Raw genomic sequence first — 14,881 nt, 5'->3', positions numbered from 1 at the left:
CGACCGTCCCGCGAAGGTCAGCGCCACGGCGTCGGGCGTCCGCGCCGCCTGCGCCTCGAACAGCTCGTGAACGCACAGGCCGCGAGGGTACTCCGCCTCCGTGGCGTTCCACCCCTCCACCACCTGCCGCCGCTCCGCCGGAGGGAGCACGTCCACGTCCGCCAGGGGGCGCGCCGGCGCCGTCTCCAGCGCCTCCACCACCCCTTCCAGCGCCCGGTGCAGCATGGCGCACACCCGCTCCGGGCCCACCGACGCCGGCACCTGCGCCTTGAGGCCGAACCCCTCGCCCCGGTCGTCCACGTACACGGTGACGGGGTAGTTCGTCCGCTCCGACCCGCCGAGCCTCTGCATCCCCTCCGGCGCGCCGTCCGGCCGCGCGGCGCCGGCCGCTCCCCCGGCCCTGCTGTGGCGGTAGCTGAACACCGCGGTGAAGAGCGGCGCCGGCGCGGCCACGCCGCTGCACCGCTGCGCCAGCGCCAGCGAGGCGTGCTCGTGCCGCAGCAGCTCCGCCAGCTGCCGGTGCATCGCGCGCACCCCCGCCTCCACCCCGTCCGCGCCCACCCTCACCCGCACGGGGAGGGTGTTGATGAACGGCCCCAGCGCCCGGTCGGACCCCTCGCCGCCGCGCATCCGGCCGAAGAGCACCGTCCCGGACACCACGTCGGCCCGCCCCGACACCCGCGCCAGCAGCAGCGCCCACGCCAGGTGGCACACGCTGGCCGCGCTCACCCCCAGCGCCCGAGCCCGCTCGCGCAGCCGCGCCGCCAGGGCGGCGTCCACCGGCAGCCGCGCGTCGGCGATCCCCGAGCCGTCGCCCCAGGCGTCGAGCAGTCCGAACGGCGCCGTGGGCTCGTCCACGTCGCCCAGCAGGGCGCGGAAGTACGCCTCGTGCCCGGCGCGGCTCGCCCCCAGCCGCGTCTGCGCCACGTAGTTGCGGAACGGCAGCGGCGCCGGGAGCGCGTCGGCGCGCCCGGCGAGGTGCGCCTCCACCTCTTCCTGCACCATGTCGCCGGTGGTGTGGTCGCTCACCAGGTGGTGCTGCAGCACGAGGAGGAGCCAGCGCTCCCGCGCCGCGTCGCGCGCCACGCAGACCCGCATCAGCGGCGCCCGGTGCAGGTCCAGCCGGTGGCGCCGCGGGTCGAAGCGCGCGTAGAGCTGCTGCGCCGCGTCGCCCGCGGCGGGGTCGAGCTCCACCTCCTCCACCCGCAGCCGGGCCCGGCGCCACACCACCTGCACCGGCTCGCGCAGCCCCTCCCAGGCGACCGAGGTGCGCAGGACGTCGTGCCGGTCGATCACCGCCTGCAGCGCGGCCAGGTACGCGTCCAGGCGCTCGCGGCGGTCGAAGGCGGAGAGCACCGGCAGCACGTACGGGTCGCCCTCCCCCGTCATGGTGTGGTGGAAGAGCATCCCCTCCTGCAGCGGCGCCAGCGGGTAGACGTCCTGCACGTTGGCCGCCCCGCCCTCCACCCCGGCCGCCACGGCGTCGACCTCCGCCTGGCTCAGCTCCACCAGCGGGAGCATCTCGGGGGTGATGACGTCGCAGGGGGTGGGGATGCGGTTGGGGGGCACCTCGGCCTCGAGCGACTCGCGCCCCACTGCGCCCGCCAGCTCGGCCAGCGTGGGCGTGGTGAAGAGCGCCCCGACCTCGGCGTGCAGCCCGCGCCGCCGCATCCGCTGGATGAGCCGGACCGCCAGGAGCGAGTGGCCGCCGAGCTCGAAGAAGTTGTCGTGCCGGCCCACGCGCTCCACGCCCAGCAGCTCCGTCCACAGCTCCGCCAGCGCGGCTTCCGTCTCGCTGGCCGGCGCCTCCCAGCCGCGCCGCACGTAGGCGTCGCCCTCGGGCGCGGGGAGCGCCTTGCGGTCCACCTTGCCGTTGGGGGTGAGCGGCAGCGCCTCCAGCCTCACGTACGCCGCCGGCACCATGTGCTCGGGCAGCTTCGCGGCGAGGTGGGCCCGCAGCGCCTCGGCCCCCACCGCCTCGCCCACGTAGTACGCCACCAGGCGCTTCTCCCCGGGCGCGTCCTCGCGCGCCAGCACCACGGCCTCGCGCACCTCCGGGTGCTCGGCCAGGCGCGCCTCGACCTCGCCCGGCTCGACGCGGAAGCCGCGGATCTTCACCTGGAAGTCGTTCCTCCCCAGGAACTCGAGCGTGCCGTCGGCGCGCCAGCGGGCCAGGTCGCCCGTGCGGTACAGCCGGGCCCCCGGCTCGGCGCCGAAGGGGTCGGCCACGAAGCGCTCGGCGGTCAGCTCCGGCCGGTCCAGGTAGCCGCGCGCCACCCCCGCCCCGCCGATGTACAGCTCGCCGGCCACCCCCACCGGCACCGGCTCGCCCGCGGCGTCGAGCACGTAGACGCGCGTGTTGGCCAGCGGGCGGCCGATGTGCGCGGCGAAGCCCTCTTCGCGGCGCATGGCCACCCAGGTGGAGTAGGTGGTGGTCTCCGACGGGCCGTACAGGTTGCACACCCGCTCCACCTGCGTGCCGGCGAAGATCGCCTCCACCAGCGCGCGCTTCAGCGGCTCGCCCGCCAGGTTCACCACGCGCGCGCTCGGCGGCACGCCCCCGGCCTCGACCAGCGCCTTCATGGCCGAGGGGACGGTGTTGACCAGCGTCACCGGCGCCGGGTGCGTGACCAGCTCCAGCGCGTCGGCGGCGAGGTGCACCGTGGCGCCCACGGAGAGCGGCACGAAGCACTCGAAGACCGCCAGGTCGAAGTTGAGCGAGGTGGAGAAGAGGGTGCGCGCGAGGTCGCCCTCCGCGAATGCCGCGCGGGCCCAGGAGACGAAGTTGACGGCGTTGCGGTGCTCGAGGAGCACGCCCTTGGCGCGGCCGGTGGAGCCCGAGGTGTAGATGACGTACGCCAGGTGCTCCGGCGTGAGCCCCGCGCGATCCGGGTCGGCGCCGGGGAGCGACGCCCAGGCGCGCGCGTCCGCGTCGAGGGCGACGACCGGCGCGCGGAGCTCCCCGAAGCGCCCGGCCAGCGCCCGCCGGGTGAGCAGCGCCACGGGAGCGCTGTCCGTCAGCATGTGGCGCAGGCGGTCCGGCGGGTACGCCGGGTCCAGCGGCACGTAGGCGCCGCCGGCCTTCAGCACGGCCAGGAGCCCCACCATCATGTCCAGCCCGCGCTCCACGCAGAGCGCCACCCGCGCGTCCGGACCCACGCCGAGCGCGCGGAGGTGGTGCGCCAGCCGGTTCGCGCGGGCGTTCAGCTCCGCGTAGGTCAGCGCTTGGCCGGCGTGGACCACCGCCGCCGCCCCGGGCGTGCGGCGGACCTGCGCCTCGAACAGCTCGTGCAGGCACGCCTCGCGCGGATACTCCGCGTCGGTGGCGTTCCACTCCTCCAGCACCCGCCGGCGCTCGGCGTCCGGGAGGAGGGGCAGGGCGTCCACCCGCCGGAGCTCGTCGGCCGCCATCGCCTCCAGCACCCGCCGCAGGTAGCCCACGTGGCGCTCCACCGTGGCCGCCTCGAAGAGGGCCGTGGCGTACGTCACGCTGCCGACGATCCGCCCCCCGGCCTCGGCAAGCGAAAGCGACAGGTCGAACTTGGCCGTCTCCCGCGACGCCCCCGGCACGGGCGCCAGCTCCAGCCCCGGCAGCTCCAGGCTTCCCCCCGGCGCGTTCTGCCAGGTGAAGAGCACTTGGAAGAGCGGCGTGTGCGCCAGGCTCCGCACCGGCCGCACCCGCTCCACCACCTGCTCGAAGGGGATGTCCTGGTTCTGCTGCGCCCCGAGCGAGCGCGCCTTCACCCGTCCCAGCAACTCCGCCACCGTGGGCGAGCCCGACAGGTCCACGCGCACGGCCAGGGGGTTGACGAAGAAGCCGATCAGCCCCTCGATCTCCCGCCGCCCGCGGTTGGCCGCCGGCGTGCCGACCACCACGTCGTCCTGACCCGAAAGACGGCCGAGCACCGTGGCCCACCCGGCGAGCAGCGTCATGAACAGCGTGGTCCCCTGCCGGCGGGAGAGCGTCCGGAGCCCCGCCGCGAGCTCCTCGTCCAGCTCCACGCGGACCGACGCCCCGGCGTGGTCCTGGCGCGCGGGACGCGGATGGTCGGTGGGCAGCTCCAGCAGCTCGGGGGCGCCGGCGAGCGTCCCGGTCCAGTAGTCCGCCTGCCGCCGGAGGACCTCGCCGTCCACCCAGCGCCGCTGCCACGCCGCGTAGTCGGCGTACTGCACCGGGAGCGCGGGGAGCGGATCGGCGCCGCCGCGGCGGAAGGCGGCGTACAGCGCGCCGAGCTCGTCGACCAGCACCCACATCGACCACGCGTCGGCCACGATGTGGTGCATGGCCAGCAGCAGGACGTGGTCGTCTTCCGCCAGCCGGACCAGCCGGCCGCGGATCAGCGGGCCGCGCTCCAGGTCGAACGGCGCCTCCGCCTCTTCCAGCACCAGGCGCCGGAGGTCCCCTTCCAGGTCGGCGCTGCCGGACAGGTCGTGCCCGGCGAGGGCGAAGCGGCTCTCCTCCGCCGGGGCGATGCGCTGCTCCGGCTCACCGTCCACCACCGCGAACGTCGTGCGCAGCGCCTCGTGGCGGGCCACGACCCGGTCCAGCGCGCGAGAGAGCGCCGCGCGGTCGAGCTCGCCGCGCAGGCGCAGCCCCCGCCGCACGTGGTAGGCGCCGCCCAGCCCGCCCAGCTGCTCCAGGAACCAGAGGCGCTGCTGCGCGAACGACAGCGGCAGGCGCCCCGTCCGGTCCGCGGGCCCGATCTCCGGCAGCTCCGCCCGCGCCGCCGGAGCGAGCCCCCGCGCGAAGTCGGCCAGCACGGGGCGCTCGAACACCTCGCCCAGCGCCGCCTCCACCCCCAGCACCTGGCGCAGCCGCGAGACCACCTGCACCGCCAGGAGGGAGTGGCCGCCCAGCTCGAAGAAGTGGTCCCACCGCCCCACCCGCTCCACCCCCAGCACGTCGGCCCAGACCTCGGCCAGCGCCTGCTCGGCCTCGCCGGCCGGCGGCTGGTAGGCGCGCGCCGCGTACGCGTCGCCCTCGGGAGCGGGGAGCGCCGCACGGTGCACCTTGCCGCCGGGCGTGCGCGGGAGCGCCTCCAGCCGCACGTACGCCGCGGGGACCATGTACTCCGGGAGCCGCGCGGCCAGGTGCGCCCGCAGCCCCTCGGCGTCGACCGCGCCGGAGGCCACGCAGTACGCCACCAGGCGCGTCTCGCCGTGGGCGTCCTCGCGCGCCGCCACCACCGCCTCGCGCACCTCCGGGTGCTCCAGGAGCCGCGCCTCGACCTCGCCCGGCTCCACGCGGAAGCCGCGCACCTTCACCTGGAAGTCGGCGCGCCCCAGGAACTCCAGCCTGCCGTCGGCCCGCCAGCGCGCCCGGTCGCCCGTGCGGTACATCCGCTCCCCCGGCGCGCCGCCGAGCGGGTCGGGAAGGAAGCGCTCGGCGGTGAGGCCGGGGCGCCCCAGGTAGCCGCGGGCCACCCCGCGCCCCGCCACGAACAGCTCTCCCGGCACCCCCACCGGGACGGGGTGGAGCCGCCCGTCCAGCACGTAGGCGCGCGCGCCGGCCACCGGGCGCCCGATGCCGGCGCGCCCCGGCTCCACCCGCCCGGCCGCGGCGTTCACCGTGGTCTCGGTGGGGCCGTACAGGTTCCAGACCTCCACGCCCGGGACGAGCGCCCGCGTGCGCTCCAGCAGCTCGGGCGCCACCGCCTCGCCCCCCAGGAGGAGGCGGGCCAGGCCGGCGGGCGCCCCGTGCGCCGCCGCCGCGCCCAGGAGCGCGCTCCAGAGCGAGGGAACGCAGTTGAGCGCCAGCGGGGCGCCGCGGGAGCCGAGCGCCTCCAGGAGCGCCGCCGGGTCGCGGAGCACCCCGGGCGCGAGCACCCACACCGCGCCTCCGCGCAGGAGGGGCCCCAGCACCTGCTTCAGCGCGGCGTCGAAGGAGAGCCGGGTCGTCCACGGCAGCTCCTCCACCCCGCCGCCGAGCGCCACGCGGGAGGCCCAGCGGAGGTGCCCGGCCAGGCTGCGGTGCGAGACCATCGCCCCCTTGGGGCGGCCGGTGGAGCCCGAGGTGTAGACCACGTACGCCAGGTGGTCGGGAGCGAGGCCCGCGCCCGGCGGGTTCGTCTCCGGCGCGCCCGCCCCGGCGTCGAGCCGGACCACCGGCACCCCGGACCCGGCGAAGCGCCCCGCCAGCGAGGCCTCGGCCAGGAGCGCCGCCGGGGCGCTGTCCGCCAGCAGCCAGCGCAGCCGCTCCTCGGGGTGCGAGGGGTCGAGCGGGACGAAGGCGCCGCCCGCCTTCAGCACGGCCAGCACCCCCGCCACCGCCTCCGGGCCGGGCTCGGCGCAGAGCGCCACCCGTGCGTCGGGGCCCACCCCCCGCTGCCGGAGGAGGTGCGCCAGCCGGTTCGCGCGCCGGTTCAGCTCCGCGTAGGTGAGCGCTCCGGCGTCGCCGACGACCGCCACCGCGCCGGGCGTGCGCTCCGCCTGCGCCTCGAAGAGCCGGTGGACGAGCCCGCCGCCCGCGTCGTCCTCCGCCTCCCCGCGGCTCCACTCCTCCAGCACCCGCCGGCGCTCGGTCTCGGGGAGGAGGGGGAGGTCGTCCACCGGCAGGCGCTCGTCCGCCGCCATCGCCTCCAGCACGCTGCGCAGCGCGCCGAGCCAGCTCTCCACCGTGGCCCGCTCGAAGAGCGAGGTGGCGTACGTCACGCTCCCCGTGATCCGCCCCCTCGCCTCGCCGAGCGAGAGCGAGAGGTCGAACTTGGTGGCCGCCTGCGCGGAGCGCCCCACCGGCGCCAGCGTGAGCCCCGGCAGCTCCAGCCGGGCCCCGGGAGTGTTCTGCCAGGCGAGCATCACCTGGAAGATCGGGGTGTGCGCCAGGCTGCGCGCCGGCTGCACCCGCTCCACCACCTGCTCGAAGGGGATGTCCTGGTTCTGCTGCGCCTCCAGCGCGCGCGCCCGCACCCGCCCCAGCAGCTCCGCCACCGTGGGCGAGCCCGCGAGGTCCACGCGCAGCGCCAGGGTGTTCACGAAGAAGCCGATCAGCCCCTCGATCTCCCGGCGCCCCCGGCCGGCCGTCGGCGTGCCGACCACCACGTCCGTCTGCCCCGACAACCGGCCCAGCACCGCGGCCCACCCGGCCAGCAGCGTCATGAAGAGCGTGGTCCCGTGCCGGCGGGAGAGCGCCCTGAGCCCCGCCGTGAGCTCCTCGCCCAGCGCCACCTCGACCGCCGCCCCCGCGTGGTCGCGCCGGGCGGCCCGCGCGTGGTCCGTCGGCAGCTCCAGCAGCTCCGGTGCTCCCGCCAGCGCCCGAGTCCAGTACTCCGCCTGCGCCTCCAGCACCTCACCCTTCACCCAGCGCCGCTGCCATGCCGCGTAGTCGGCGTACTGCACCGGGAGCGGCGGGAGCGGGTCCGGCTCCCCCCGGCGGAAGGCGGCGTAGAGCGCGCCGAGCTCGCGCACGAACACGCCCAGCGACCAGCCGTCGGAGGCGATGTGGTGCATGGTGACCAGCAGCACGTGGTCGTCGGCCGCCAGGCGGACCAGGCGCCCCCGCACCACCGGCCCTCCCGCCAGGTCGAACGGCGCCCTCGCCTCCTCCGCGATCAGCCGGTCGAGCTCGGCCCCGGCCCCCGGGTGTCCGCCCAGGTCGTGCGCCGCCAGAAGCAGGGGGGCCTCCCCGGCCGGGGCGATCCGCTGCACCGGCACGCCGCCCTGCTCGGGGAAGGTGGTGCGCAGCGCCTCGTGGCGGTCCACGATCCGGTCCAGCGCCCGCTCCAGCGCCGCGCGGTCCAGCTCCCCCCGCAGCCGGAGCCCGAACGGGAGGTGGTACGCCGCGCCGGCGCCGTCCAGCCGGTCGAGGAACCAGAGCCGCTGCTGCGCGAAGGAGAGCGCCAGGCGCTCCTCGCCCGCGGCCGGCCCGATCGGCGGCAGGTCGGCCCGGGCGGCGTGCTCCAGCCCCCGCGCGAAGTCGGCCAGCACCGGCCGGGCGAACAGGTCGCCCACGGCGGCCTCCACCCCCAGCGCCTGCCGCACGCGCGAGACCACCTGCATCGCCCGGAGCGAGTGGCCGCCCAGGTCGAAGAAGTGGTCGTGGCGCCCCACGCGCTCCACCCCCAGGAGCTCCGCCCAGATCTCCGCCAGAGCCGCTTCCGCCTCGCCCAGCGGCGGCTCGTAGGCGCGCGCGGCGTACGCCTCGCCCCCGGGCTCGGGGAGCGCGCCCCGGTCCACCTTCCCGTTCGGCGTCAGCGGCAGCGCCTCCAGCCGCACGTACGCCGCGGGCACCATGTAGTCGGGGAGCTGCTCCGCCAGGTGCGCCCGCAGCGCCTCGGCCGGCGCCGGCTCGCCCACGTAGTACGCCACCAGCCGCCGGTCGCCGGCCGAGGCGCCGCGCGCGGCGACGATGGCGTCGCGCACCGCGGGGTGGGCGGCCAGCCTGGCCTCGACCTCCGCCAGCTCGACGCGGAAGCCGCGGACCTTCACCTGGCCGTCGAGCCGGCCCAGGAACTCCACGTTGCCGTCGGGGCGCCAGCGCGCGCCGTCGCCGGTGCGGTAGAGGCGCCCGCCGGGAGCGCCGCCGAAGGGGCTCGCGACGAACTTCTCCGCCGTCAGCTCCGGGCGGCCGTGGTAGCCCCGCGCCAGGTTGCGGCCGCCGACGTACAGCTCGCCCGCCACCCCGATCGGGACCGGCTCCCCGTGCGCGTCGAGGATGAAGAGGGTGGTGCCCGCGAAGGGCCGCCCGATCGGCACGTGCTGGTCGCCGTGCACCCCCTCCAGCGAGCGCGCCTCGAAGAAGGTGCTGTCGATGGTGGCCTCGGTGAGCCCGAACGAGTTGACCAGGCGCGTCTCGGGGCCGCAGAAGGAGAGGAAGTGGCGGTACTCGTCGACGCTCCAGGTGTCGGAGCCGCAGACCAGCACCCGCATGAAGCCGAGCGTGCGGCCGGACGCGGCCAGGTGCTTGACCAGCTCGCGCAGGACCGCCGGAACGAACTCGGCGATCTGGATCCGCTCCCGCTCCAGGAGCGCGTACAGCCGCTCCGGCTCCAGCAGCAACTCGCGCGGGCACACCACCAGCGTCCCTCCCGAGCAGAGGGCGCGCGTCCAGTCGCCGGTGAACACGTCGAAGGAGAAGCTCGCCATCTGCAGGTGCCGGCGGGCGCGGGTGCGCAGCTCGTACGGCTCCTCCCAGGCCAGGTACGCGTTGGCGATGCTGCGGTGCTCGATCATCACCCCCTTGGGCCGGCCCGTGGAGCCGGAGGTGTAGATCGCGTACGCCAGGTGCCCGGGCGCGAGGCCCGCCCGATCGGGGTTCGTGGACGGCGCGTCCGCCCACTCCGGGGTGGGGGCCAGCAGGTCGAGCGCCGGCACGCCCAGCCCCGCGAAACGCCCCGCCAGCGACGCCTGTGTCAGCAGCGCCACGGGCCGGGAGTCGGCCAGCATGTAGCGCAGCCGGTCGGCCGGGTACGAGGGGTCGAGCGGCACGTAGGCGCCCCCCGCCTTCAGCACCCCCAGCACCCCCACGAGCATTTCCGGGCCGCGCTCCACGCAGATCGCCACCCGGGCGTCGGGGCCCACGCCCAGGCCCCGGAGGTGGTGCGCCAGCCGGTTCGCCCGGACGTTCAGTTCGGCGTAGGTGAGCGAGCGGCCCTCGTGGACCACGGCGGCCGCGTCGGGAGTCCGCCCCGCCTGCTCCTCAAAGAGCGCGTGCACGTACACGCCGCCCGCGTCGCCGGCGCCGGTGGCGTTCCACGCCTCGATCACCAGCCGGCGCTCGGCCTCGGGGAGCAGCTCCAGCCGCTCCACCGGCCGGCCGTCGTCCGCGACGAACGCCTCCAGCAGCCGCCGCAGGTAGCCGACGAAGCGCTCCACCGTGGCCCGGTCGAAGAGCGCGGTGGCGTACTCCAGCCGGCCCGCGATCCGGCCTCCCGCCTCCCAGAGGTCCAGCGACAGGTCGAACTTCGCCGTCTCCTGCGAGGCGCCGTGCACGGGGGCCAGCGCGAGCCCGGAGAGCTCCAGCCGGTCGCGCGGCGCGTTCTGCCAGGTGAGCATCGCCTGGAAGAGGGGGCTGTGCGCCAGGCTCCGCGCCGGCTGCACCAGCTCCACCACCTGCTCGAAGGGGATGTCCTGGTTCTGCTGCGCCTCCAGCACCCGCTCCCGCACCCGCCCCAGCAGCTCCGCCGCCGTGGGCGAGCCGGAGAGGTCCACACGCAGCGCCAGCGTGTTCAGGAACGCCCCGATCATCCCCTCGACCTCCCGTCGCCCCCGGTTGGCCGTGGGGGTGCCCACCACCACGTCGGTCTGGCCCGAGAGCCGGCCCAGCACCACCGCCCACCCCGCCAGGAGCGTCATGAACGGCGTGGTCCCGTGGCGCCGGCCGAGCGCCCTGAGCCTCTCGGCGAGCACCTCGTCGAGCTCCACCGCGACCGACGCGCCCGAGTGGTCCTGCCGCGCGGGCCGCGGGCGGTCGGTGGGCAGCTCCAGGAGCGCCGGAGCGCCGGCGAGCGTCCGCTTCCAGTAGTCGGCCTGGGCCCGCAGGACCTCGCCCTCCATCCAGCGCCGCTGCCACGCCGCGTAGTCGGCGTACTGCACCGGGAGCGGCGGGAGCGGGTCTTCCCCGCCCTCGCGGTAGGCGCCGTACAGCACGCCCAGCTCGTGCACCAGCACCCCCATGCTCCACCCGTCGGAGACGATGTGGTGCATGGTCACCAGCAGCGCGTGGTCGTCGTCGCCCATCCGCACCAGCCGCCCGCGGATCAGGGGCCCGCGCTCCAGGTCGAAGGGCGCGGCCGCCTCCTCCGCCGCCAGGCGCAGGAGCTCCGCCTCGGCGTCGGGGTGGGCGCCCAGGTCGTGCTCGAGGAGGGCGAAGGCGCTCTCCCCGGCCGGGGCGATCCGCTGCTCCGGCTCGCCGTCCACCACCCGGACGGTGGTGCGCAGCGTCTCGTGGCGCGCCACGATCCGGTCCAGCGCGCGCACGAGCGCGGCGCGGTCCAGCCCGCCCTTCAGGCGCAGGCCCCGGCGGACGTGGTAGGTGCTCCCCATCCCCCCCAGCTCCTCCAGGAACCAGAGCCGCTGCTGCGCGAACGACAGCGCCAGGCGAGCGCCCCGGTCCACGGGCTCGATCGGGGAGAGCGCCGACCAGCTGCGCTCCAGCCTGGCGGCGCGCGCCATCTTCAGGAGCTGCTCGCGGTCGGCGACGGTCGGCGTGGGGTTCATGGGCGAAAGCACTCGTTGCCGGAGGTGCGGGCGCGGGCGCCGCCGGAAGCGGCGGCCGCGCGTTTACGTTCGTCTTCTCGCTCGGGACCGCGCTCACCCCGCGGCGGGGTGGCCGAGCTGCGCGGCCAGGCCGGCGAGCTGGGCCGGGTCGAACTGGGCGAGCTGGGCGTCCAGGACCCGTTGCGCGAGCTCCGCGAGCACGGGCCGCTCGAAGATGTCGCGGAGGCCGACGTCGACCTCCAGGTCGTGCCGGAGCCGGAGCGCCAGCCGGCTGGCCAGGAGCGAGTGGCCGCCCAGCTCGAAGAAGTGGTCGTGGCGGCCCACGCGCTCCACCCCGAGCACCTCCGACCAGAGGGCGGCCAGCGCCTCCTCGGTCTCGCCGGACGGCGCCTCCCACCCCCGCCGCGCGTAGGCGCCGCCCTCGGGGGCGGGGAGCGCGCCGCGGTCCAGCTTGCCGTTGGGGGTGAGCGGCATGGCCTCCAGCGCCACGTACGCGGCCGGCACCATGTACTCGGGGAGCCGCGCCAGGAGGTGCGCGCGGAGCGTCTCGGCGTCGGCCCCGGCGCCGGCGGCCACGCAGTACGCCACCAGCCGCCGGTCGCCGGGGGCGTCCTCGCGCGCCACCACCACCGCCTCGCGCACGCCCGGGTGCTCGGCGAGGCGCGCCTCCACCTCGCCCGGCTCCACCCGGAACCCGCGCACCTTCACCTGGAAGTCGTTGCGGCCCAGGAACTCGAGGCGGCCGTCGGCCAGCCACCGCGCCAGGTCGCCCGTGCGGTACAGGCGCGCCCCCGGCTCGGCCCCGAAGGGGTCGGCCACGAAGCGCTCGGCGGTGAGCCCGGGGCGGTCCAGGTACCCGCGCGCCACCCCCGCCCCGCCGATGTACAGCTCGCCGGGAACCCCCACGGGCACGGGCTCGCCCGAGGGGTCCAGCACGTAGACGCGCGCGTTCGGCATCGGCCGGCCGATGGGGACGCTCCCCTTCGCCTCCTCGGCCGGCGAGACGCAGCCCGTGACCGCCGTGGCGGCCTCGGAGGGCCCGTAGCGGTTGTAGAGCCTGGCCTGCGGGAGCCGCTGCGCGAGGCGCCGCACCAGCGCCGCGGGGAGCGCCTCGCCGCCGCAGGGGACCCGCCGCAGCGCGCTGCACCCCTCCACCCCCGGCTGCTCCAGGAAGAGCTGCAGCATGGAGGGGACGAAGCTGGCCGTGCCGATCCCGTGGGCGCGGATCGTCTCCACCAGGTAAGCCGGGTCGCGGTGCCCGTCGGGGCGCGTCATCACCACGCGGGCGCCCACCATCAGCGGCCAGAAGAGCTCGTAGGCGGAGACGTCGAAGCTGAGCGACGCGTTCTGCAGCACCGCCTCGCCCGCCTCGAGGCGCCAGGCGTCCTGGATGCCGGCGATCCGGCTCACCAGGTTGCGGTGCACGTTCATCACCCCCTTGGGCCGGCCGGTGGAGCCCGAGGTGTAGATCACGTAGACCAGGTGCTCGGGGGTCAGCCCCCGCCGCTCCGGGTCGGTCGCGGGCCGCCCCGCCCACGCGCCCGAGTCGGCGTCGAGCGCCAGCACGGGGACGCCCGCCCCGGCGACGCGCCCCGCCAGCGGCGACCGGGCGAGCAGGACCGCCGGCCGGCTGTCGGCCAGCATGTAGCGCAGCCGGTCTTCCGGGTACCCGGGGTCCAGCGCCACGTACGCCCCGCCGGCCTTCAGCACCCCGAGCAGCCCCACCACCATCTCCAGGCTCCGCTCCAGGCAGAGCCCCACCCGCGCGTCGGGGCCCACGCCGATCCCGCGGAGGTGGTGCGCCAGCCGGTTCGCGCGGGCGTTCAGCTCCGCGTAGGTGAGCGCCTGGTCCTCGAAGACCAGCGCCACCGCGTCGGGCGTGCGCGCCGCCTGCGCCTCGAACAGCTCGTGGACGCACGCGCCGCGCGGATACTCCGCCGCCGTCCGGTTCCACTCCTCGACCACCTGCCTGCGCTCGGCCCCGGGGAGGAGGTCCAGCCGCTCCACCGGCCGGTCCTCGTCGGCCGCCATCGCCGCGAGCATCCGCCGCAGATAGCCGGCGAAGCGCTCCACCGTGGCGCGCTCGAAGAGCGAGGTGGCGTACTCCACCCGGCCCGCGATGCGCCCGCCGGCCTCGGAGAGCCAGAGCGACAGGTCGAACTTGGCCGTCTCGGGCGGCGCCCCCGGCACGGGGGCCGGCTCGAGCCCCGGCAGCTCCAGGCGGTCGCGCGGCGCGCTCTGCCAGGCGAACAGCACCTGGAAGAGGGGGCTGTGCGCCAGGCTGCGCGCCGGCCGCACCCGCTCCACCACCTGCTCGAAGGGGATGTCCTGGTTCTGCTGGGCCTCCAGCGCGCGCGCCTTCACCCGCGCCAGCAGCTCCGCCGCCGTGGGCGAGCCCGACAGGTCCACGCGCAGCGCCAGCGTGTTGACGAAGAAGCCGATCAGCCCCTCGATCTCCCGCCGCCCCCGGTTGGCCGTGGGCGTGCCGACCACCACGTCGTCCTGCCCCGAGAGCCGGCCCAGCACCGCCGCCCACCCGGCGAGGAGCGTCATGAACAGCGTGGTCCCCTGCAGGCGGGAGAGCGCCTTCAGCGCCGCGGTGAGCGCCTCGTCCAGCTCCACGCGGACGATGGCGCCCGCGTGGTCCTGCCGCGCCGGGCGCGCGTGGTCCGCCGGCAGCTCCAGCAGCTCGGGGGCGCCGGCGAGCGTCCGCGTCCAGTAGTCGGCCTGCCGCCGGAGGACCTCGCCGTCCACCCAGCGCCGCTGCCACGCCGCGTAGTCGGCGTACTGCACCGGCAGCGGCGGGAGCGGGTCGTCCTCGCCGCGGTGGAAGGCGGCGTAGAGCGCGCCGAGCTCCTGGACCAGCACTCCCGTGGACCACGCGTCGGAGACGATGTGGTGCAGGGTCAGCAGGAGGACGTGGTCGTCGTCGGCCAGACGGAGGAGGCGCCCGCGCACCAGGGGCCCATGCTCCAGGTCGAACGGCGCGCCCGCCTCTTCGGCCACCAGGCGGTCCAGCTCGGCGGGGGCGTCGGCGTGCCCGCGCAGGTCGTGCTCGAGGAGGGGGAAGCGGGCCGCCTCGGGCGGGGCGATGCGCTGCTCCGGCTCGCCGCCCGCCACCACGAAGGTGGTGCGCAGCGCCTCGTGGCGCGCCACGATCCGGTCCAGGGCGCGCGAGAGCGCCCCCGCGTCCAGCGCCCCCCGCAGGCGCAGCCGCTTGGGGAGGTGGTACGCGCTCCCCATCCCCCCCAGCTGCTCCAGGAACCAGAGCCGCTGCTGGGCGAACGACAGCGCCAGGCGCCCCCCGCGGTCGGCCGGCTCGATCGGCGGCAGCTCCGCGCGCGCCGCCGCCTGCACGGCCCGCGCGAAGTCCGCCAGCACCGGGCGGTCGAACAGCTCGTTCAGCGCCGCCTCGACGCCCAGCACCTGGCGCACGCGCGAGACCACCTGCACGGCCAGGAGCGAGTGCCCGCCCAGTTCGAAGAAGTGATCGCGGCGGCCCACCCGCTCCACCCCCAGCACGTCGGCCCAGACCTCCGCCAGCGCCTCCTCGACCTCGCCCACCGGCGCCTCGTAGCCGCGCCGGGCGTACGCCTCCCCCTCCGGCGCCGGCAGCGCCCGGCGGTCCACCTTCCCGCCCGGGGTGCGCGGCAGCGCCTCCAGCCGCACGTACGCCGCCGGCACCATGTGCTCCGGGAGCCTCTCCGCCAGGTGCGCCCGCAGCGCC

At 76.7% G+C, this 14,881-nt stretch carries 2 protein-coding genes; both read right to left on the bottom strand.

The window, feature by feature from the left end:
- The coding region (locus VF746_31660) for an amino acid adenylation domain-containing protein (GenBank protein ID HEX8697018.1) at positions 1-11,154 on the bottom strand (11,154 nt) is incomplete at its 3' end.
- A gap of 93 nt (positions 11,155-11,247) precedes the next feature.
- On the bottom strand, positions 11,248-14,881 hold a 3,634-nt coding region (locus VF746_31655), incomplete at its 5' end, for an amino acid adenylation domain-containing protein (GenBank protein ID HEX8697017.1).

The organism is Longimicrobium sp. (assembly GCA_036389795.1).
GTDB lineage: Bacteria > Gemmatimonadota > Gemmatimonadetes > Longimicrobiales > Longimicrobiaceae > Longimicrobium.
The sequence above is the reverse complement of the archived record's forward strand: the minus strand, read 5'-3'. Positions and strand labels throughout refer to the sequence as shown.